The sequence below is a fragment of the Rhodoflexus sp. genome (assembly GCF_053489755.1).
Genome location: NZ_JBRCHD010000028.1, coordinates 48915 through 69698 on the forward strand (window position 1 = coordinate 48915; position 20784 = coordinate 69698).

Here is a 20784-nt window from a genome sequence, read left to right on the forward strand (position 1 = left end):
CTTGGACAGCCTCATGGATAGGCAATTTATGAAGCTCTTATAGATGTTAGTAATCCTACCTTTATCTAAAAAAAATTTTTTCTTCGCTGTCAATCACATAGATAGGCAGCGAAATAAACCTGCTCATAAGTTTTGCGCCGCCTTTGATCGCAGGTGATTGTGTAATAATCCATAACCCCTGCAGTCTTTGAAAGTTTTTTTGTAAAAAATTTTGGAATATCAACCTTGCTTTGGCTTCATAGTCTGTCATATTGACGCAGTTACACACAATAGGCGTTTTAATCGTTTCTGGCATGTCGCTTATTTGTTTGGATAAATAGCGACAGAGACTCTCCGCGTCTTCCTCACGAAACAAACCGTTGAACATAATGACAAGACAGGTGGTGTCATTAATTGTCTGCCACAATGCTTTAGCAGGCCTGTCCTCAACAGAGCGCTGAGAAAACATTTTACCACTAATCAAGTAGCGACGGAAGTATTTTATCATAACGATTAACAAGAGTTAGTTATTGCATGTACTCTGCAAAAATCTTACCTCATTTCGCAAAGCGGGCTGCTATCTTCATTTCTTTGCCCTGATATTCGTAAAAGCCTTTGCCTGATTTTACGCCTAAGTGTCCGGCGCGAACCATGTTCACCAGCAGCGGGCAAGGGGCATATTTCGGATTGCCGAAGCCTTCGTAAAGTACATCCATAATTGCTTTGCAAACATCTAAACCGATGAAATCAGCCAGATGCAGGGGCCCCATCGGGTGCGCCATGCCAAGTTTCATCACGGTGTCAATTTCTTCTACTCCTGCTACGCCTTCAAATAAGGTATAAATAGCCTCGTTAATCATCGGCATCAGGATGCGGTTGGAAACAAAGCCCGGGTAGTCGTTTACCTCAACCGGCGTTTTTTGCAAAGAGCGCGCGGTTTCCATTACCGTGTGTGTAACCGTGTCGGAGGTAGCATAGCCGCGAATGACCTCCACCAATTTCATCACCGGAACGGGGTTCATAAAGTGCATACCAATTACTTGCTCAGGGCGTTTGGTGGCCGCCGCGATGCGGGTGATGGAAATAGAGGAGGTATTGCTTGCCAAAATGGTGTGTGGCGGACAAATTTGGTCTAACTGTGCAAAAATTTTATGCTTGATGTCCACATTTTCTGTCGCTACTTCTACTACTAAATCGGCGTTGGTAGCTGCCTCTTCCAATGCGGTAAAGGTTTTGATACGCGACAGGGCGGCGGTTTTGTCCGCTTCGGAAACAGCGCCTTTGGCTACCTGACGGTCAAAATTTTTGGCGATAGTTTCCATTGCTCTTTTGAGCGCATCGGCAGATAAGTCCATCAGCGCCACCTCATAGCCGAATTGGGCAAAAACGTGCGCAATGCCATTGCCCATCGTTCCCGAACCGATAACGGTTACATTTTTAATAGTCATGGTTGTCATAATTGATTGGTTTTCAGTGATATATTCAATTTTAGCACGCTGATTACGCAGATGAACGCAGGTTTAAATTCAAAATAAAAATCAGCGTAAATCCGTGTTATCCGCCAATCGGCCGCGTGTCAAAAATCAGTTCAGATACTTTGGCAGCGTGCCTTCGTACAGTTCGCGCGCTTCGCTGACGGTCAGCACGGTAGCGCCATTAACGTTGATTTGTCCATCGGCGCGGACGCTGCCCAACTGCGTAAACGGCGTGTTGTGCGCTTTTAGCAAGGCTTCAAAGGCGGCTACCTTTTCAGGGCTTACGCTCACAGTTACGCGGCTTTGGCTTTCACCAAACAAGTATGCGTCTAAGCGGATGTCGCCGTTGGCAGGCGTTTGCAGATCATAGCCCAAATTACCGTGAATTGCCGACTCAGTGAGCGCCGTCCAGAGTCCGCCGTCGGAAACGTCGTGTGCCGACTGCACCAATTTAGCTTTGATAACCGCCGCCACAGCCTGTTGCAGGCGGTACTCGGTTTCCAAATCAAAAGCCGGTGCCGGCGCAGCCTTTACACCACAGTAGGAATACAAGTATTCAGAACTTGCAATATCGTTTTCAGACTTGCCGATGAGGTAAATCAGGTCGCCGGCTTGCTTGAAATGCAGCGTCATGCGGTTTTGCCAGCCTTCCAGAATGCCCAGCATGCCGATAGTAGGTGTGGGGAATACGGCATAATCCACACCGCCATCGCCCGATTTGGGCGTGCTTTGGTTGTAGAAGCTCACGTTTCCGCCTGTTACGGGCGTTCCGAAGCGTTCGCAGGCTTTTTTCATGCCCTTGATGCTGCCGACAAACTGCCAGTAAACCTCTGGCACATAGGGATTGCCAAAGTTGAGGTTGTTGGTAATTGCCACAGGTTCGCCGCCGCTGCAAACAATGTTGCGCGCCGCTTCGGCTACGGCAATAGCGCAGCCCGTTTCAGGGTCGGCTTTTACGTAGCGTCCGTTGCAATCTACCGTTATGACAATATTTTTGTCTGTTCCTTTGATATTTACAACCGAGGCATCCGATGGGGTAACGCTTCCCAGATTTGCCGTGCCTACCATGCTATCGTATTGTTGATAAATCCAGCGGCGCGAACATATATTAGGATGCGCAATTAAAAATTTGCCAATTTCGCCAACTTTTTCAAGCGCAATATCAGGAACGCTGTTGATGTCAAATTTTTTGTATTCTTGAAAATAGGCAGGTTCGCGGTATTCGCGGCGGTATTGCGGCGCGCCGCCGCCCAGCACAAGGCTTTCGGCAGGCACGTCAGCCACCAATTCGCCGTGCATATAGAAGTAAAGGCGCTCGCCTTCAATCACTTCGCCGATTTGTGCGCAATGTAAATCCCACTTATCGAAAATGCGTTGAATGATGTCTTCTTTGCCTTTTTCAACCACCACCAGCATCCGCTCTTGCGATTCTGACAGCAGAATTTCAAAAGGTTTCATGTTGGCTTGGCGGGTTGGCACGCGGTCTAACCAAACTTTCATGCCATGTTTGCCTTTGGCGCTCATTTCGGAAGTGGAACAGATGATGCCCGCCGCGCCCATGTCCTGAATGCCGATTACACAGCCCGTTGCAATAATTTCCAGCGTGGCTTCCAGCAGCAGTTTTTCCTGAAAAGGGTCGCCAACCTGTACGGCGGGCAACTTTTCGGTGGACTTGTCGCTGATGTCTTCCGAAGCGAAGGTTGCGCCGTGAATACCGTCTTTGCCCGTTGCCGAACCTACGATAAATACCGGATTGCCTGCGCCGTAGGAAATAGCTCGCGCTATTTGGTTGGTTTTCAGGATGCCTGCCGAAAAAGCGTTCACTAATGGATTAATTTCGTAGCAGTCGTCAAAATAGACTTCGCCGCCAACGGTAGGTACGCCAAAAGCGTTGCCGTAGTCGCCGATGCCTTTTACTACCCCCTTGACTAACCATTTGGTGCGGTCGGTGTTTAGGTTGCCGAAACGCAGTGAGTTGAGTTGGGCAATCGGACGCGCCCCCATCGTGAAAATATCGCGGTTGATGCCGCCCACGCCTGTCGCCGCGCCTTGATATGGTTCTACCGCCGACGGGTGGTTGTGGCTTTCAATTTTGAAAGCGCAAGCCAGCCCATCGCCCAAGTCCACGATGCCGGCGTTTTCTTCGCCTGCCTTGGCCAGCATCTTGGGCGAATCTTTGGGCAGCGTTTTGAGCCAGACAATAGAGTTTTTGTACGAACAGTGTTCCGACCACATCACCGAATAGATGCTCAGTTCGGTAAAGTTGGGAGCGCGGCCTAAGATTTGGCAAATCTGTTCAAATTCTTCGGTTAACAAGCCCAGCTTGCGGGCAGTTTCTACTGTTGGGAGTGCTTCCATAAAAATGTAAAAAAAGGCGCAAAGCCGAAGCAAAGGTAGGGCAAAACTTAGGATTTCCTACCCGATTTCTGCTTGTGTTGCTGTGCGTCCTCTATGTTGTGTTTAGTGGCGATTGATGATCTTATCCAGAATTTTGGCAGTGATCAAATAAGTCGGTTTAATACCTATTGTTCCCAAACTGCCTGAAGCCAGCGTACTGCCTGTAACTAAAGGGTTGTCTGAGGCGTAGTAGGCGTAGCGAAGGATAACATCTTTGCTAATGTTCTTTCGGATTTTGGCTGCTGCCTGAATTGCTTTTTGGTAGTGTGCGCCTTCCATCTCCAGTCCGACGGCTTGCCAAGATGACTTCTTGAAATAGGAAAGTACATCTTTGTTTTGCAGTGATGTCCCTAAAACAGTAATCATTGCACCTTCAAATACCTTCAATCCGCAGCCGTCAAAATCCGCAGCCGAGAAATCATTCTCAAAGGGATAATTATCAGCTGTACCCTCAAAAACGTGTGAGGTTGGAATCATCAGATCGCCTTTTTCTCCTTCGAGGATGCCGGCTTTGCCCATAATGGAAATAGAGGAGACATTGAGCAATATATCGCCCGTAGGGCCTTGATAAGGCTTCAAAAGTTCGTCCATAGTTTCATAGGCTTGCTCGCCGAAAGCATAATCCATTACCAGAATCACGGGTTTATGTGCTTCCACGTATTCGCGATTCATTATTATTTCCGGATGTAGCCTGAGTTTAAGCAAGTGTGCTGTGTCAAAAATTTGTACCGGAATGTTCGCCCCCGAATCTTCGTAGAGAAAAGAGCCGCCGTTTTGCTCGGCGAAAAACTCAATTTCACCGCGCAGGTCTTTATTTTCGGGCTTGCTGATTTCTAGCGCCATAGTCTCCAAGTCCATGCCGTTGAAATATTTGGGCAAGGCTGCATAAGCATACAAACAGTTCAGCACGCTGTGTGGATTGGCACTGATGATATGCAAAGGGCGACTAATCAGATCTTTTTCTACCAGAAAACGCTTGATATTGCTTGCCCAGCGCTCGCCGTAGATGTGGTGTCCGATGCGTTCGCGCAGCGCAGGCGAAAAGCTGATTTCACGGTCTTTATTGTGTAAAAATTCTTCAATCGCCAATTTACCCATCCAATAAACAATGTGGAAAAGTCCGTTGTTAGCTTTAGGATTTTCTGCCAGTCGTTGCCAAGCGCGTTTGGTTTCCTCAAAAGTGCGCCCCAGCAGGGTGCTGAGATAGGTAAAGGCAACATCCTTGTTTTGCTCTTCGGTATGACCGGTAACAATAGCTTCTAATTGCAGCCACTCGCGGCTGAACTGTCCTTTGTCGTTAATGGCGCGGTGGCGTATTTTTTCGGCCTCATTATACAAAAATGTCAAGTGTGTCAGTGTATCGTAAATTTCGCTGCGTCCGCGTGTAATTTCCATGAACATTTGCTCCTCGTCTATGCGGTAGCAGTTGCGCTTGCGCTTCGGTGGGATAATCGTTGGGAAGCCTGAAGCGTAATAGCCTTCTTCAGAGATAAATTTGATGAAGCGACATTCTTCGATGCCCTTTGGCAAGCGGTCTATGACATATACCAAGCCATTGAGTTCAACCTTTTTGACATCTTTAATCGAACCGTAGATTTCCGGGCGGAGCGAAAGAAGCGCCTCGTTTACCTCGCGACCCGATATGCCAAAAGGCTTGTAAAAGCCTCGATTGAACAAATGGCGCATCTCTATGTACAACTTTTCTATGGCAGCGCGTGATTCCTGCGCTCGCGTGAGTTCTAGCATAGTTGCAGTAAATGAATAATTGTGAGTAATTGAGGTGGCAGTATAGCCGATTCTCCTGATTACACCTGCAAAGTTAGCAGGATATTTTTTGTTCGTTGTTTGGAAGTGATGAATTTGTCTGTAATTTTGTAGCGCAAGCCGGTATGACCAGCTCCTGCGAACCCCTCCAGGACCGGAAGGTAGCAAAGGTAAGCGGTTGTAGCGGTGCAATACTTGGCTTGCTTTTTTATCCCCACTTATTCTCCTGTTTCCATGAAGTTTTTTATTGACACAGCAAACCTCGACGAAATACGCGAGGCACACGAGCTTGGCGTGCTTGACGGCGTAACGACCAATCCTTCGCTCATGGCCAAAGAAGGCATCAAAGGACGCGACAACATCCTGCGCCATTACAAGGCTATTTGCGACATTGTAAACGGCGACGTAAGTGCAGAGGTAATTGCTACTGACTTCAAAGGCATTGTTCAAGAAGGCGAACTTTTAGCAAGTATTGATGAAAAAATTGTCGTAAAAGTGCCTATGATTAAAGATGGCGTAAAGGCTATTCGCTATTTTACCGATAATAACATCAAAACTAACTGTACGCTTGTGTTTTCTGCCGGGCAAGCACTGCTTGCAGCCAAAGCGGGCGCTACCTATGTTTCTCCTTTCATTGGCAGAATTGACGATGTAGGCGGCGACGGATTAGAGCTTATTCAACAAATTGTCAGTATTTACAATATTTATGGCTTCGCTACTGAGGTTTTGGCTGCATCTATTCGCCACGTTCCCCACTTAATTCAGTGCGCGGAAATCGGTGCAGACGTAGCCACCTGTCCGCTTAGCGTTATTCTCGGCTTGCTGAAGCATCCGCTGACAGATATTGGCTTAGAGAAGTTCCTTGCTGACGCTAAGAAAACTATGTAAGCAGACAAGAATATTTTCATACAGATTTTGTTGCAAGCCACTCGGTCTTTTCGGAGTGGCTTGTTTTTTTAGTACTGGCATCATAGGTCAATCACCCCAGAATTGCCCTGTAACGAGACTGTCTAAAAAGGACGAATGTAGTACTTTAGTCTGTATCTATTTGATTATCAAGCTACTAACAAATCACAGACTAAAGTCCGTGTTACTTTTTGGATGGCCTCACGAAGCAGAAAAAGGGGCAAGGGTGATTTCCATGCTACCCCTATGCAATTCCTCTGGCTTGCATTTGAACACAGTTCCTACGGGATAAAATTTGCGTAGTATATGATTCATTTATGTGTTAAAATAGCTGTAATTTAGCTTACTATACACTTATATATAACAAATGAAAAACCTAATCACGCTGCTTGAGCCGCCCGCAAGATTAAATATTTCGCCTGCTGATGATAAGAATTTCGCCGTAGTTGCATTAGCAAGCATCTTAGGCGCGATTTTGCATTTTCTATTTTTGTTGCTGTTTCTGTACTTTGAAGTTACCTTCATGGCATACTTCAACATCGTCAGCATTTGTATTTTTACCGCCGCTTTTATTATTAACCGAAACTCAGTAGGAAAATGGGTATTGCTGGTCAATATCTTTTGCACAGAAGTGGTTATTCACGCCATAGCATCGGTTACAATTCTCGGCTGGGACTCTAATTTCCATATATATCTTTTTGCGCCGATCCTTTGCACGTTTTTGGTTAGCAGCAGTAAAAGTTTTAGCAAATCTTCCATATTTTTTACAATTACATCTGCGATCAGCTATGTATTTCTGGCTATTTACACACAAAATCATCCGCCGCTGCAAGCGGTTTCTACTCTTGGCATGCACATATTTTCGGTGATGAACGTGCTGAACAGTGTTATCGTAATCACAGCTATTACGTTTTACTTCAACTATACTGCTAATCAATCTATCGAAGAAGTAAGCGTTAAAAATGAAGAGCTAGCACAACAGGCGGATACCTTGCATATGCAAAGTCAGCAATTGCACTATGCCAATAAAAATATGAGCGACAGCATCCAATACGCCTATCGCCTCCAAAAAGCTATTCTATCCGCCGTTGGTCAGATAGAAAACATGTTTGGCAAAGAGCATGCGATGGTTGTTTACCTGCCCAAAGATGTTGTTTCGGGCGATTTCTACTGGTGCAGAGAAAAAAACGGCGAAAAAATAATCGCTGTGGCGGATTGTACCGGACACGGCGTACCCGGTGCAATGCTTACAGTGATTGGCAACAGCCTGATTAACCACATTGTCTTAGAGAAAAATATAACAGACCCTGCCTTGATTTTAGAAAGTATGCAAATGTATTTTACGCGCATGTTTAGCGATACGTATAATATTAGAGATGGAATGGATATTGCGGTGGTTAAAATCAACTTTTTAAGTGAAAAAATTTACTTTGCAGGCGCACGTCGTCCTCTCACCTACGTCCAAAACGATCATGTTCACACAATTAAGGGCTGCCGTTTTGGGATTGGCATTAGCAATGTTAAAAAAGCTCAATATGCCGATTTGTATAAGTTTACAACCCATGCGGTAGATATATCCGCTCCGACGATGCTATATATCTATACCGATGGTTATGAAGATCAATTTGGCGGCATAGAAAACAGGAAATTTTACATTAAAAACCTGCGGAAATTGTTCCTCAACATACATCATTTGCCTATCGCTGCGCAAAGAGAACAGCTACAAACCACCTTAAGCAACTGGCGCGGCAACCTTCCACAAACAGATGATATAACAATCATAGGTATTCGCATCGAGCCTAACGGATATTAAATATCCCCCAACTGCGGGCGCAAGAGCAACTCCTCCACAACAGTATAGCGAGAAAGTTGCCATGCACCCACAACAGCCTTGCCAATATCTTCGGCAGGCATCAAGCGCGATTCGGGCAAGTCCACGCCTGCCCAACTGTCGGTAAGCGTTGCGCCGGGCAAAATAGCCGTTACGCGTACATCATGTTGTTTAAGCTCCTCGCGCAAAACTTTGGTCATACCCAGCAATGCAAATTTGGAAATGCAGTAGCTCCCGCCGTTGGTGTAAGGAATAATGCTTGCCGTCGAACAAATATTGAAAATATGACCCTCACGACGGCTCATCATCATAGGAAGCAAGGCGCGAGTGAGATGATAAGCGCTGTAGAGATTGGTTTCAATTTGTCGCTCTAATACGCCTTCCGCCTCGTTATGAATTTGTCCGGGCATAAAAACGCCGGCATTATTAACCAATACATTTATTATTTTGCCTGTTCCTTTGATAAAATCAGCCAACGCGTTTACTTCTTTGCGCTTAGCAAGGTCGGCAGCAAACCTTTGCACTTCTACTCCATATTGCCGGCTGATTGCTGTAGCAGTAGCTTCCAGTGTAGTTTGGTTGCGCGAGCAAAGAATTAAATCAAAACCGATGGCGGCAAATTGCTCGGCAATGGCTTTGCCGATGCCTCGACTGCCGCCGGTAATAACTGCGGTTTTATTAGACATCATGTCAATCTTTTATGCTTTTTTACGTTTGTAGATAGGTACTGTGCTGCATGGCTCACCATACATGAGCGAGGCAACAACAGGCTGCAATTTACGGCTGATTTCCACATAAGCCGACAATGGCACGGGATATTTACTACAACCTTTCACTACCACTTTGGCATCGCGGTAATCTTCGGGATTGATTTTGGAGAGCGCATCGCGAAAGAGCGCATTTTCCAAATCATCTAAGCTGCCAAACACTACCATGTGTGCATGTGGGGCAAGGTGTACGGATAGCAACATGTATGCCCACGAAGGCACAATGGCATCAGTTGTGCAGGTTACAGCCACGTTTTTATCTTGGTACTGCGTCCAGTCGTGCGATTTTAAAAACGCGCGAAAGTCTTTTTCGCGAAGCAATAATCCCTGAAAAAGATTTTGTTTCAAGTCGTAAACAAAGCGTTCGCCCGGATGATAAAAATCTTCTAAGTCTATGGTTATCAGTCCACTATTGGCTACACGATTAATAATCGGATCATTATTGGTTGTTGAAACATCCATGTGAAGAGTCTTTCGGTTGTTTGCAAAATTCGTTAAATCGCTGCAAATTTCTGCTTTAAGCAGACATATAAACAACCATTCCACTATGCCAAAGGTTCTGATTATTGACGATGAAAAAAGTATCCGCTATTCGCTGCGGGAAATTCTGGAATACGAAAAATACGAGGTAGATGAGGCTAAAGACGGTGAAGAGGGGTTAGAAAAACTGCGATCTCAAGACTTTGACATTTGCCTCTGCGATATAAAAATGCCTAAAATGGACGGCATAGAGGTACTCGAAAAAGCAATGGAACTGGGTAAAAACACGCAGTTTATCATGATTTCTGCTCATGGCTCCATTGAAGCGGCAGTAGAGGCAACTAAAAAAGGTGCTTACGATTTTATTTCCAAGCCGCCCGATTTGAATCGCTTGCTGGTTACGCTGCGCAACGCATTGGACAAATCATCACTGGTAGAAGAAACACGCGTTTTGCGCAAAAAAATTATCAGTAAAAGCGGCAGAATGATTGGAGAATCTGAAGCGCTGAAAAATGTCAAAAATATGATTGCCAAAGTAGCGCCAACCGATGCCCGCGTGCTTATTACAGGCTCGAATGGTTCGGGAAAGGAGTTAGTTGCCAAAGCTATTCACTCGCTTAGCAACCGCGCCGAAGGTCCGATGATAGAGGTTAATTGTGCAGCTATTCCTTCTGAACTTATTGAGAGTGAGCTTTTTGGACATGAGAAAGGCTCGTTTACTTCTGCCATAAAACAACGGATCGGTAAGTTTGAATTGGCCAACGGCGGTACGCTTTTCCTCGATGAAATCGGCGATATGAGCCTCTCAGCACAGGCAAAAGTGCTGCGGGCTTTGCAAGAACACAAAATAGTCCGCGTCGGCGGAGATAAGGAAATAAAGGTCAATGTACGTGTATTGGCCGCTACGAACAAAGACTTGAAAGAAGAAATCAGGCAAGGGCGCTTTCGTGAAGATTTATACCACCGCTTGAGCGTCATAGTTATCCATGTGCCGCCCCTGAAAGACCGCAAAGATGATATCCCACTGCTTGCCGATCATTTTTTACAGGAGATAGCAGATGACTACGGTGCAGCAAAAAAACACATCACCGACGAGGCGTTGAAAGCCCTGCAAGATCACGAGTGGACGGGTAACATCCGCGAACTACGCAATGTGATTGAACGGCTGGTGATCATGAGCGGAGCAGAAATTACAGCCGATGATGTGCGTAAGTATATATAGGCAGATTTGTTTTTGGTCTTTTGTTGTATTTTACGTATTTTTTGTGTGATCAAAACAACACATTGCATACACATTAACACACCCGATTATCATGGAATTATATGGTCAAATCTTACTGATCGCAATGCCGGTATTCCTACTGGCTGTTCTGCTTGAAAAATGGTATGGCTGGTACAAAGGCAAAGACACATACCGCAACATGGATATGATCTCGAGCCTTAGTTCAGGCATTACAAATGTTGTTAAGGATGTGCTTGGGCTAAGTGTTTCTATCATTACCTATGATTGGATGGTCGAACGAGTTGCAATTTTTAAGATCGAATCTACCTTCCTTACCGTAGTTATTGCTTTTATTTCGCTTGATTTCGCAGGTTACTGGATTCATCGCATTGCCCACCAAGTCAATTTTTTTTGGAATAAACACGCTATTCACCACAGCAGTGAAGATTTTAATCTTGCCTGTGCCTTGCGTCAAAGCATCTCTTCCTTTGTCAATTTGTTTGTCTTTTTCTTATTGCCGGCAGCACTTGTAGGAGTACCCGCCAATGTAATAGCCATAGTTGCACCTATACACCTGTTTGCTCAGTTCTGGTATCACACGCAACACATTGGAAAGATGGGCTGGTTAGAGCACATCATTGTAACACCTGCGCATCACCGCGTACACCATGCCATCAACCCCGAGTATATTGATAAAAATCACTCACAAATATTTATCATCTGGGACAAATTATTTGGAACTTTTCAGGAAGAACTGCCTGATGTACCTGCAGTTTATGGTATTACGCGTCCCGCCGCTACATGGAATCCGATTAAGATTAACTTCCAGCACCTGTGGCTGCTGATCAAAGATGCATGGCGAACTCAAAACTGGAAAGATAAGATCCGTATATGGTTCATGCCGACCGGCTGGCGACCTGCCGACGTAGCTGCCAAATATCCGGTGCGAAAAATCGAAGACATTTACAACTATGAAAAATATGAGCCTGAAAGTTCGACAGCACTCAAAATCTGGTCGTGGGTGCAGTTCGCATCTGTTGCACTACTTGTATTTTACATGTTCGGAAATATAGGAGCGATAGGTATGCCGATGCTTTTCTATTACGGCGGATTTATCTTTCTGAGCATCTATGCCTACACCGAACTAATGGATAAGAACCCTTATGCCCTCATCTGGGAAGGACTAAAAGTTGCATTTGGTGCAGGAATTATTGTTGCAACAGGCGACTGGTTCGGCATAAGTGAGGTCTTTGCTTGGGGCAGATATGTAATTGCTGCTTATTTTATCGCATCGCTGGTCGTTACTGCATGGTTTGTAGCAGTTGATTTTAAAAAAGAAGCGCAGGAAAAAATGATTACAGCCTCATAATTACTTCATCGGGGCAATGCCTAACAGTTCCCCTATTACCTGCGGATAATGTTCGTATTCTAAATCGTGAATTCGCATGGCAAGTGTATCAGGTGTGTCGGAAGGATGCACAGGGCATTGCACCTGACGAATAATTTGACCTTCGTCATAACGTTCGTTTACATAATGAATAGTAATCCCTGAAGCAGCCTCTCCGGCAGCGATAACCGCTTCGTGTACCTTCCTCCCATACATGCCCTTACCGCCAAAATTAGGTAATAGTGCAGGGTGTATATTGATGATTTTTTGTGGGTAATGTGCAACAATAGCTACAGGCATTAGCCATAGAAAGCCTGCCAATACTATCAAATCAACTTCATAGTTGATTAATTGTTGCAGAACCGCATTTTGTTCGTAGAATTCCTTGCGATTGAACACAATAGTTGGCACTTCTAATCTTGCCGCCTTTGACAAAACTCCTGCGTTGGGCTTATTGCAAAATACAACAAAGCGTACATTGGACAGATATCGAAATTTTTTAATGATATTTTCGGCATTTGTGCCGCTACCAGAGGCAAAAAGAGCAATTACAGGCATAAAAAATACGAACGGTTAAAATACTTTACTGCCCCATAAAACAACTATCATCCCTACAATCATATACAATTTTAACACCGTAGAAAGATAAGCAAAATTAACAGCAGTTACAGATGTGTGCAGTCTTCGGGCAAAAATACAAAACAGCAGCGAAAGAAGCAGCCAAGCAATAGCTACACCACCACTTTTACCTACTCCTACACCCAAACAGGCAACTGCAAGTCCTAAAGCAGTACCAACCGCCACAATTTGCGCCTTAGATGTGCCTATGACAACAGGGAGCGTCCGGCATTTAGCAACGTCATCGCCTGCTATGTCCTCTAAGCATTTCACTTGTTCGCGCAGGAAATGCGTCAGCCCTGAAAAAAGTATCAATTCGTATAATGATGCCTTATTATTAGTATGCCCACATACAAGCAGGAGCGACGCGAAAGCAGTAGCGCTCAAAACTGCCACTACAAAATTTCCAAGCAAAGGAGTACACTTTAGCCACAGCGCATAAAATATCAGCAATCCAACAGAGGCAAGCGTTAATAACAGTAAATAAAAGTTAATTGTAGAGGCGATTATTGCCAATAAAAAAAACGTTACGGATAATATTTGAGCCTGAAACGGGCTTATTTTTTCGGCAGGTAATGGACGATTGGGTTTATTGATGCGATCAATGGCAAGGTCTGCTATGTCGTTGGCAACATATCCGCCCGCAGCAGCAAAGACAACAGCGCCCAACCATGCAAGTATGGAAAAAGTATTCGTCGTACAAGCGCTTGCAAGTAGCCAACGAGCGCCCAACAGCGACAGTGCCAGCAATAACAAATTAGGAAAGCGAACAAGGCGAAGAAAAGCAATGATCACCGTATAAGGAAATAAAAAGGCAAATACAACAAGAGGGCGGCTTGCACCGCCCTTCCTGTCTCTTTCAACCAGCTATGAAAAGAAATATCTAAAGCATGGCTCTAAATATTTACTGCCTACACAAAACTATTGCTTTTTGAGATGGGTGTAAATTTTTTAACACTTTTTAACAAAACAAGAAAATTTCACGTTTGTTTGCTGCGTCTCTTAGTCGTAGGTTTTGCGCTGCCAGAGATTTTCTCGCTCCGTTTAGACTTGGGTTTACCTGTAGCTTTGCGTGCAACAGGCGGTTTATTCTTTTTCTCATGGAAAGCTCCTTTGAAGTCCGGATTTTCACGGCGTTTTTGACGGTCTATTTCACGCGCCATTTCCTGAGCTTCTTCAAAGCCTGTCGCCTCTATTTTTACTGCTTCAGGCAAAGGCATCACCGGAATAGACTGACGAATGAGTTTTTGTATTTTTTCAATGTGATAGGCTTCCGCTTCAGTACAGAAAGTAATTGCGATACCGTCCTCTCCTGCCCTGCCGGTACGTCCGATGCGATGCACATAATCTTCGTAAATAATCGGCACATCAAAATTAATTACATGACTAACTTCGCTAACATCTATGCCTCGCGCAGCTACATCTGTTGCAACCAATACCCGTACTCCACCTTCTTTGAAAGCCTGCATGGCATTAATGCGCGTATTTTGCCCCTTATTGGCGTGAATTGTACGCACAAATGGCGTTACTTTTCGCGATAAGAACTTACCGATATTTTCTGCATTTTCTTTAGTTCTGCAAAATATAATGGCACGTACAACATCTGCTTCATCGGCTAGCAAGTGCCCCAGCAGATTGATTTTAGTTTTCAGATTTGGTACAAAATAAAGTTGCTGGGCAACTGTTTGTGCAGGGGTTGCCTGCGGGGCTATTTCTACACGCAACGGGGCTTCCAAAAACTCTTCGGAAAGGCGCACTACTTTGTCGGGCATGGTAGCAGAAAATAGCAGGTTTTGCCGTTTGCGCGGGATAATTTCCAGCAGTTTGCGAATCTGTGGCATAAAACCCATGTCCATGAGTTTGTCTGCTTCGTCCAGAATGAAGGTTTTGAGTTCTTTCAGCACCAGCTCGCCTGTGCGGTAAACGTCCATGAAGCGCCCGGGCGTGGCAATAATTACGTCGGTGCCTGCTACAACAGACTCTACCTGTGCCTTCATGCCGATACCGCCGTAAAGGGCTGTGCAGCGCAGGTCGGTGTAGGCAGCCAGCAATTTGAAGTGCTCGGCAATCTGCATCACCAACTCGCGCGTCGGGGCGATGATGAGCGCACGCGGAAAATCACTTTGTGCATATTTCAGACGCATGAGCAGCGGCAACAGATAAGCGGCTGTTTTGCCTGTACCTGTTTGTGCAATCCCCAAAATATCGTGTCCTTCCAGCGCCAGCGGGATGGCTTTTTCCTGAATAGGCGTAGGATTTTCCCAGCCCAAATCCTGAATCGCGCTAAAAAGTTGTTTATTGAGTTTGAATGCTGCAAATCCGCTTGTGTCTTCCATGCCAACTTATGATTGAAACCGCAAAGGTACACCATGATAGCGTGATTGCTGAATCTGTGGCATAATGAGGCTGTCTAAAAAGGCTGGATGTAGCACAGACTTCGGTCTGTAGCTATTTGATTATCAGTTATTTAAAAAATCAAAGACTAAAGTCTGCGTTAATTTTTGGACAGCCACCTAAACGCGCTCAGCTATCAGTGCCAATACCTCCGCATTAGCCTGCTCAATTTGCTGTAAATCAGCTTCGGTCAGGGCTGTAGAAACGAAAAGACTTTCGTATTGCGAAGGAGCCAGATAAACTCCGCGCTCCAGCATTTCACGGAAATAGAAGCCGAACATTTCAGTGTCTGAAGTTTTAGCACTTTCAAAATCTGTAACAGGCTGATCAGTAAAAAACAGGCTGTACATTGATCCGATTTCATTGATGGTCAATGATAAGTCGTTAGCTGCCAGCGCCTTGCGTATTCCCGCTGTAATGCGTCCGGTATTTTGAGCTACCTGCGTGTAAACCTCCGGATGCTCATTCAAATAGTTGAGCATTGCCATACCTGCGCTCATCGCTATTGGATTTCCGGAGAGCGTCCCTGCCTGATAAACTTTTCCTGCAGGCGATACGCAATCCATGATTTCTTTTTTACCACCATAAGCACCTACAGGCAATCCTCCTCCAATAATTTTGCCCATAGTGGTCATATCAGGTCGGATACCGAATAGCTCTTGTGCACCACCCTTAGAAAGGCGGAAACCTGTCATCACTTCGTCGAAAATGTAGACAATCCCGTGTTTATCGCAGAGCGTGCGCAGACCTTCAAGAAAACCTTTTTCGGGAATCACGCAGCCCATATTACCTGCTACAGGTTCAATAATAATGGCAGCAATTTGATTAGGGTTGGCATCAATCAGCGCTTCTACTGCCGCCAGATTGTTATACGGTGCGGTTAGCGTATCGTTTGCTACGCCCTGTGTAACGCCGGGGCTATCCGGTGCGCCCATGGTAACAGCCCCGCTGCCGGCTGCAATCAGGAAACTATCACCATGACCGTGATAGCAGCCCTCAAATTTGATGATTTTGCTACGACCGGTATAGCCTCTTGCTACGCGAATAGCAGACATACAGGCTTCGGTGCCACTGTTTACCATGCGAACTTTTTCTACAGAAGGCACCATGCTGCAAATCAGCTCAGCCATCTCCACTTCCTTGCGCGTAGGCGCTCCAAAAGAAAAAGAGTTTTCCACCGCTTTAATAACAGCCTCTTGAACAATCGGATTAGCATGACCGAGGATCATCGGGCCCCAAGAATTGATCAACTCGATGTAGCGATTGCCGTCTTCATCGAAAATGTAAGCTCCTTTGGCAGATTTAATAAATACAGGATTACCTCCTACGGCGCGAAAAGCGCGCACCGGTGAGTTAACCCCGCCGGGGATGTACTGTAAAGCCTCTTGGAATAACTTCTGGCTAGTTGTGTAGTTCATAGCGTAGTCGAAATTAGATATTAGAATTATTTACCTTGCGGAAAACGCATGCGATAGGTGTGCTTTACCTCACCTTTGCTGATTTTGGCGAGTTTGCCCTGAATCAAGCGCTTTTTCAGCGGGTTGATGTGGTCAATAAAAAGCACACCCTGAATGTGATCGTACTCGTGCTGGATTACGCGAGCTTTCATGCCACTGTAGGTTTCTTCGTGCAGTTGCCAATTTTCATCATAGTAGCGTACGCGCACCTGTGCCTGCCTTTGTACGTCTTCCCGAATAGAGGGAATACTCAGGCAGCCTTCCTCGAAAGCCCACTTGTCGCCAGTTTCTTCCAAGATTATCGGATTGATAAAAACTTTTTTAAAATCTTTAATCTCTTCATCTTCCGTCCCACTGCCATCTACTACAAACAGGCGGAGAGAAAGTCCGATTTGAGGCGCAGCCAGTCCGATACCTTCTGCATGATGCATCGTATCGAACATATCAGCAATGAGCTTGGGTAGATCTTTCGGGTTGTCTTTTGTGAGTTCGGTGGCTACTTTTCGCAGCACCGGATCGCCGTAGGCTACGATCGGGTATATCATAAAGCGATGTTCTTTTTTCGTTCCATGTAAGATTGGAGAATGATAGCAGCGCTAACTTTATCTAAATTGCCCTGCTTCTCTATTCGATCCTTTTTTTTACTTCCCGCAGCGATCATACTCTGCATCGCCAATACAGAAGTAAACCGCTCGTCAATTTCGTAAATGGGCATGTTAGCAAATTTTTTACGAAAGGCCTTGATAAAACCTTTCACCATGAATGTTGTATTAGTATCGCTATTGTCCAACTTTTTTGGCATACCAATCACGATTTCATCTACAGGCTCAGCGGTCATATATTTGGTCAAAAAATCTATCAACTGTGCAGTAGGTACAGTTTCCAAAGGCGAGGCAATCAGTTGCAGAGGATCGCTCACTGCAATACCTGTGCGCTTGCTTCCGTAATCAATAGCTAATATTCTACCCAATTTTTTTACGAAATTGCAACGCAAAGGTAAGAAAAAACACGCAAACCCATGAAGATAGATTTCTACAAGTATCAGGGAACAGGCAACGATTTTATTATGATTGACAACAGGATGCTTTGGTTTCCTGCTGAAGATGAGCGGTTGGTGGCAAGGCTTTGCCATCGCCGTTTTGGCATTGGGGCAGATGGGCTGATTCTGATACAGCAACATCCTGATTATCAGTTTGAGATGATTTATTTTAATGCCGATGGCAGGCCTGGCAGTTTGTGCGGTAATGGCGCACGCTGTACTGTGGCTTTTGCACATCGCTTGGGTATCATTAATAATACGGCACACTTTCTGGCAGCGGACGGCCCGCACGAAGCCCGCATAGACGAAGCGCATTTGATATGGTTGCAAATGGCTGATGTACAAACTATTAAACCTTGGAACAACGGCTATTTTCTCAATACAGGCTCGCCTCATGTTGTGCAGTTTGAGCAGCAACTTGCCAACTTTCCGGTCTATGAACAGGGCAAACATATTCGCAACCTGAATGACTTTGCACCGAGCGGAACTAATGTGAACTTCGCCGAAATACAGTCAGATTCGGCGCTTTATGTACGTACCTATGAACGGGGTGTCGAAGACGAAACTTACTCTTGCGGCACAGGGGTAACGGCAGCGGCGCTGGCTTACAGCGCCGCTCGGGCAAGCTCTGATCGCTTGGGGAAACAACAGATCATTGATGTACACACTATAGGAGGTAATTTAAAGGTAGCTTTTCGCCATTTACCCGAATCTTTTTCCGATATTTGGCTGATAGGCCCTGCGGAATATGTCTTTAGTGGAACGATTAACTAAATTCGACTTTACTCCTCGCAACAAACTCTTATTGATTGGTTTGTTATGCTGTTCTTTGTTTACAACAGCAGCCGAAAGGGCGCTCGCACAATCGCTTCAGCTGCCCGATAGTCTCGTGCGTGTAGTTGCAAACCGCCCGCCTGCGGAACAACTCGAGGTACTCATACCTGCATGGGAACAGTTGTCGGAGTACTCTGTTGCCGGGTCGGACTCACTTTGGCGTATCATTACTAAGCTGGCAGAGAAGGCAGACGACGATCGCTCTAAAGCCCTTTATGCAAGAGCAAGTGCCTACTCGCACTATTACCGCAATCAGTTAGACAAAGCAATTGAACTTTGTATCCAGTCTATCAAATTATTGTCTGAAGGGTCTAATCCGACAGGTGCTCAGAGTGAGCATAACAATATTGACTATTCAGTAGACAGAATGCAAATTTTATTAATCAGAAGTCGAATCTACTTAGCCCTTGGAGAGCTAATCAATACTAATCGCGACCTCAATGAAGCACTTTTGATAGCCACCCGACTCAATAGGACACCAATAAATTCTGTTTTTAGAAATAATTTCATCGCCCATGTCTATTTAGTCAAAGGACAAGCAGATATGCAGCGCAAAGATGGAAACTCTGCTGAAGATCATTTCACTAAAGCGCGCTTGTACTTTCAAAAAACTAATAACCGGATAGGTGTAGCAATAGCAGATGCACACTTATCCGATATATATATAGCCCAAAAGGACTATCCGAAAGCAGAGATACAGCTTAGGCGCAGCCTTAATCTGTTCATCAGCCAAAGAGCCTATCACTACACTGCCCAATGCTACCTATTCTTAGGTAACCTTGCACTAAGTCGCGGCAATACAGACGAAGCCTTCGATTGGTACGAGCGCTGCATCAGAACAGACAGCGTCAACCAGAAATTAGTTGCGCTACAGGGCTACTACCTGAAGACTGCAGAGGTGCTGGCAAAAGCCAAAAACTACCCTTCTGCATTCAGGTACGTGCGCAATGCAAAAGATATAGCAGACAGTACGAGCAATAAATATGCACTCATGTTAGCCTATGATATCGAATCTATGTTGCACTATAACCTTGGTGAATATCAGCAGGCATACGAGGCGCAACAGATCAGCAGCCGATACCGATCAGAAGTATGGGATCAACAACAGCTGACAGAAATTGCCAAAAATCAGGTTGAATCCATCCAACTCAGGGTCATTGACAGCCTGCGCGGAGTAAATGCAATTAAGCAAGAAGAATCTGAAGAAAACAAACGTTTGGCAACACGCCTCTCATGGCTGAGCGCTTTGCTGTTTATCGCAATACTGGTGAGTATTTCCCTTTCAATAAGAATCAAAAAAACTTACCAGCAGTTTAAGGATAAAACTTATGAACTCGAACTGGTCAACAAAGAACTGGCCGCTAAAAACAATGAGCTTAATTACAAAAATGAGCGCTTAGACAGTGCACTCTTAGAGTTGGAACGCACACAAAAGCAATATGTTCAATCCGAGAAACTGGCAGCGCTGGGCAAACTCTCAGGTGGCATCGCCCACGAAATCCTCAATCCAATGAATTTTATACAAATCGGTCATCAGCAACTAGAGAAGAGCATCAAAAAACTAATCCAGATCAATAACGACTATTATCAGGTAATCAGTAGCATTCAGCCCGATCATAAATGTATAAGCCAACAAAATCAACAAATGACGGCAATAATACAAGCAGAAATCCAGCAATTTCTGTTAATTATTCAGTCCGGTATAGATAAAATTCTGCGTATCATACAAAGTATGAGACAGTTAAAGCCACATGATTTTAAAAAAGGCGATATACACAAAACAATAAATTACGCATTGATGATGTTGCAGGTGCAGTATCCTGATATTGCTGTTGAAAAACATTTTGAAGAAAATATGCCGCCTGTTTTTGCAGATCACATACAGTTAGAGCAGGTCTTCACTAATATTATTAACAACGCTTTTCAGGCAATCAGAATGGCAAAGAGAACAGATGGAAAAATCATCATAAAAACAAGTTATCTTGAGTATAAAGAAGATAATAGTAAGATCTTTGCTGTTATTGAGATTGGAGACAATGGTATCGGAATGACCGAAGAAGTGAAACAGCAAATCTATGAACCTTTTTTCAGCAAAAAGGACGAAGGCATGGGCACAGGGCTGGGACTATATATTACTAAACAGATCCTCGATCTGCACCGTGCCAAAATAGATGTTGTTTCTCAGGCAGGCGTTGGTACCAATTTCATAATTGCTATTCCTACAAATTGATTGC

18 protein-coding genes and 1 other RNA gene are annotated in these 20784 nt (G+C 44.9%); 7 read left to right on the forward strand and 12 right to left on the reverse strand.

Going from position 1 to position 20784, the window contains the following annotated elements:
- Positions 1 to 61: 61 nt before the first annotated feature.
- The 4 genes from ACWIP2_RS06460 to ACWIP2_RS06475 form a co-directional block, all read right to left on the reverse strand.
- Positions 62 to 487, reverse strand: coding sequence for a hypothetical protein (locus ACWIP2_RS06460; RefSeq protein ID WP_448519092.1), 426 nt, complete (start codon positions 485 to 487; stop codon positions 62 to 64).
- 49 nt (positions 488 to 536) lie between these two features.
- The gene (locus ACWIP2_RS06465; RefSeq protein ID WP_448519129.1) at positions 537 to 1421 is read right to left on the reverse strand and encodes a 3-hydroxybutyryl-CoA dehydrogenase; all 885 of its coding nucleotides are present in this window, start codon (positions 1419 to 1421) and stop codon (positions 537 to 539) included.
- A gap of 141 nt (positions 1422 to 1562) precedes the next feature.
- Entirely contained in the window at positions 1563 to 3812 is a 2250-nt protein-coding gene (gene purL / locus ACWIP2_RS06470) for a phosphoribosylformylglycinamidine synthase subunit PurL (RefSeq protein WP_448519093.1), read from the reverse strand.
- Positions 3813 to 3914: 102 nt separating this feature from the next.
- Entirely contained in the window at positions 3915 to 5597 is a 1683-nt protein-coding gene (locus tag ACWIP2_RS06475) for a DUF6909 family protein (RefSeq protein ID WP_448519094.1), read from the reverse strand.
- A 132-nt stretch (positions 5598 to 5729) separates the two neighbouring features.
- Between ACWIP2_RS06475 and ffs the strand changes: the two genes are divergently transcribed.
- The 3 genes from ffs to ACWIP2_RS06490 all read left to right on the forward strand — a co-directional run bounded on the left by ffs (position 5730) and on the right by ACWIP2_RS06490 (position 8334).
- An RNA gene (gene ffs / locus ACWIP2_RS06480) (signal recognition particle sRNA small type) lies at positions 5730 to 5823 on the forward strand.
- Positions 5824 to 5849: 26 nt separating this feature from the next.
- Positions 5850 to 6503, forward strand: coding sequence for a fructose-6-phosphate aldolase (gene fsa, locus ACWIP2_RS06485; protein ID WP_448519095.1), 654 nt, complete (start codon positions 5850 to 5852; stop codon positions 6501 to 6503).
- A gap of 385 nt (positions 6504 to 6888) precedes the next feature.
- Positions 6889 to 8334 carry a PP2C family protein-serine/threonine phosphatase gene (locus ACWIP2_RS06490; RefSeq protein ID WP_448519096.1) on the forward strand — a complete coding sequence of 482 codons (1446 nt, stop codon included), beginning with the start codon at positions 6889 to 6891 and terminating at the stop codon, positions 8332 to 8334.
- Here the strand turns inward: ACWIP2_RS06490 and ACWIP2_RS06495 are convergent.
- Both ACWIP2_RS06495 and ACWIP2_RS06500 read right to left on the reverse strand, forming a co-directional pair.
- Positions 8331 to 9038, reverse strand: a complete 708-nt coding sequence (locus ACWIP2_RS06495; RefSeq protein ID WP_448519097.1) for an SDR family NAD(P)-dependent oxidoreductase — start codon at positions 9036 to 9038, stop codon at positions 8331 to 8333. The genes ACWIP2_RS06490 and ACWIP2_RS06495 overlap by 4 nt on opposite strands.
- Positions 9039 to 9050: 12 nt before the next feature.
- Positions 9051 to 9581 carry a DUF2480 family protein gene (locus ACWIP2_RS06500; RefSeq protein ID WP_448519098.1) on the reverse strand — a complete coding sequence of 177 codons (531 nt, stop codon included), beginning with the start codon at positions 9579 to 9581 and terminating at the stop codon, positions 9051 to 9053.
- Between the two features lie 85 nt (positions 9582 to 9666).
- On the opposite strand from ACWIP2_RS06500, the gene ACWIP2_RS06505 reads away from it, so the two are divergent.
- The gene (locus tag ACWIP2_RS06505) at positions 9667 to 10821 is read left to right on the forward strand and encodes a sigma-54-dependent transcriptional regulator (protein WP_448519099.1); all 1155 of its coding nucleotides are present in this window, start codon (positions 9667 to 9669) and stop codon (positions 10819 to 10821) included.
- Between the two features lie 91 nt (positions 10822 to 10912).
- Positions 10913 to 12190 carry a sterol desaturase family protein gene (locus tag ACWIP2_RS06510; protein ID WP_448519100.1) on the forward strand — a complete coding sequence of 426 codons (1278 nt, stop codon included), beginning with the start codon at positions 10913 to 10915 and terminating at the stop codon, positions 12188 to 12190.
- Here the strand turns inward: ACWIP2_RS06510 and purN are convergent, their stop codons facing one another.
- The 6 genes from purN to ruvX all read right to left on the reverse strand — a co-directional run bounded on the left by purN (position 12191) and on the right by ruvX (position 17647).
- Positions 12191 to 12766, reverse strand: coding sequence for a phosphoribosylglycinamide formyltransferase (gene purN, locus ACWIP2_RS06515; RefSeq protein ID WP_448519101.1), 576 nt, complete (start codon positions 12764 to 12766; stop codon positions 12191 to 12193).
- 15 nt (positions 12767 to 12781) lie between these two features.
- Complete coding sequence (locus ACWIP2_RS06520; protein WP_448519102.1) at positions 12782 to 13621, reverse strand: UbiA family prenyltransferase; 840 nt, start codon at positions 13619 to 13621, stop codon at positions 12782 to 12784.
- A gap of 185 nt (positions 13622 to 13806) precedes the next feature.
- Positions 13807 to 15162: a DEAD/DEAH box helicase gene (locus tag ACWIP2_RS06525; protein WP_448519103.1), complete on the reverse strand. Its 1356-nt coding sequence runs from the start codon at positions 15160 to 15162 to the stop codon at positions 13807 to 13809.
- A gap of 177 nt (positions 15163 to 15339) precedes the next feature.
- Entirely contained in the window at positions 15340 to 16638 is a 1299-nt protein-coding gene (gene hemL / locus ACWIP2_RS06530) for a glutamate-1-semialdehyde 2,1-aminomutase (protein WP_448519104.1), read from the reverse strand.
- 26 nt (positions 16639 to 16664) lie between these two features.
- Entirely contained in the window at positions 16665 to 17222 is a 558-nt protein-coding gene (def, locus tag ACWIP2_RS06535) for a peptide deformylase (protein ID WP_448519105.1), read from the reverse strand.
- Entirely contained in the window at positions 17219 to 17647 is a 429-nt protein-coding gene (ruvX, locus tag ACWIP2_RS06540) for a Holliday junction resolvase RuvX (protein ID WP_448519106.1), read from the reverse strand. Before ruvX ends, def begins: the two co-directional genes overlap by 4 nt.
- A 48-nt stretch (positions 17648 to 17695) precedes the next feature.
- Between ruvX and dapF the strand changes: the two genes are divergently transcribed.
- Both dapF and ACWIP2_RS06550 read left to right on the forward strand, forming a co-directional pair.
- Positions 17696 to 18490, forward strand: coding sequence for a diaminopimelate epimerase (dapF, locus tag ACWIP2_RS06545; RefSeq protein WP_448519107.1), 795 nt, complete (start codon positions 17696 to 17698; stop codon positions 18488 to 18490).
- Positions 18474 to 20780, forward strand: coding sequence for an ATP-binding protein (locus ACWIP2_RS06550; RefSeq protein WP_448519108.1), 2307 nt, complete (start codon positions 18474 to 18476; stop codon positions 20778 to 20780). The genes dapF and ACWIP2_RS06550 overlap by 17 nt, the downstream gene beginning before the upstream one ends.
- Positions 20781 to 20784: the final 4 nt, after the last annotated feature.

Coding starts and splice junctions, on each gene's coding strand:
- ACWIP2_RS06460 (WP_448519092.1), bottom strand. CDS start 487: ATGATAAAATACTTCCGTCGCTACTTGATTAGTGGTAAAATGTTTTCT.
- purL (WP_448519093.1), bottom strand. CDS start 3,812: ATGGAAGCACTCCCAACAGTAGAAACTGCCCGCAAGCTGGGCTTGTTA.
- ACWIP2_RS06475 (WP_448519094.1), bottom strand. CDS start 5,597: ATGCTAGAACTCACGCGAGCGCAGGAATCACGCGCTGCCATAGAAAAG.
- fsa (WP_448519095.1), top strand. CDS start 5,850: ATGAAGTTTTTTATTGACACAGCAAACCTCGACGAAATACGCGAGGCA.
- ACWIP2_RS06490 (WP_448519096.1), top strand. CDS start 6,889: ATGAAAAACCTAATCACGCTGCTTGAGCCGCCCGCAAGATTAAATATT.
- ACWIP2_RS06495 (WP_448519097.1), bottom strand. CDS start 9,038: ATGTCTAATAAAACCGCAGTTATTACCGGCGGCAGTCGAGGCATCGGC.
- ACWIP2_RS06500 (WP_448519098.1), bottom strand. CDS start 9,581: ATGGATGTTTCAACAACCAATAATGATCCGATTATTAATCGTGTAGCC.
- ACWIP2_RS06505 (WP_448519099.1), top strand. CDS start 9,667: ATGCCAAAGGTTCTGATTATTGACGATGAAAAAAGTATCCGCTATTCG.
- ACWIP2_RS06510 (WP_448519100.1), top strand. CDS start 10,913: ATGGAATTATATGGTCAAATCTTACTGATCGCAATGCCGGTATTCCTA.
- purN (WP_448519101.1), bottom strand. CDS start 12,766: ATGCCTGTAATTGCTCTTTTTGCCTCTGGTAGCGGCACAAATGCCGAA.
- ACWIP2_RS06525 (WP_448519103.1), bottom strand. CDS start 15,162: ATGGAAGACACAAGCGGATTTGCAGCATTCAAACTCAATAAACAACTT.
- hemL (WP_448519104.1), bottom strand. CDS start 16,638: ATGAACTACACAACTAGCCAGAAGTTATTCCAAGAGGCTTTACAGTAC.
- def (WP_448519105.1), bottom strand. CDS start 17,222: ATGATATACCCGATCGTAGCCTACGGCGATCCGGTGCTGCGAAAAGTA.
- dapF (WP_448519107.1), top strand. CDS start 17,696: ATGAAGATAGATTTCTACAAGTATCAGGGAACAGGCAACGATTTTATT.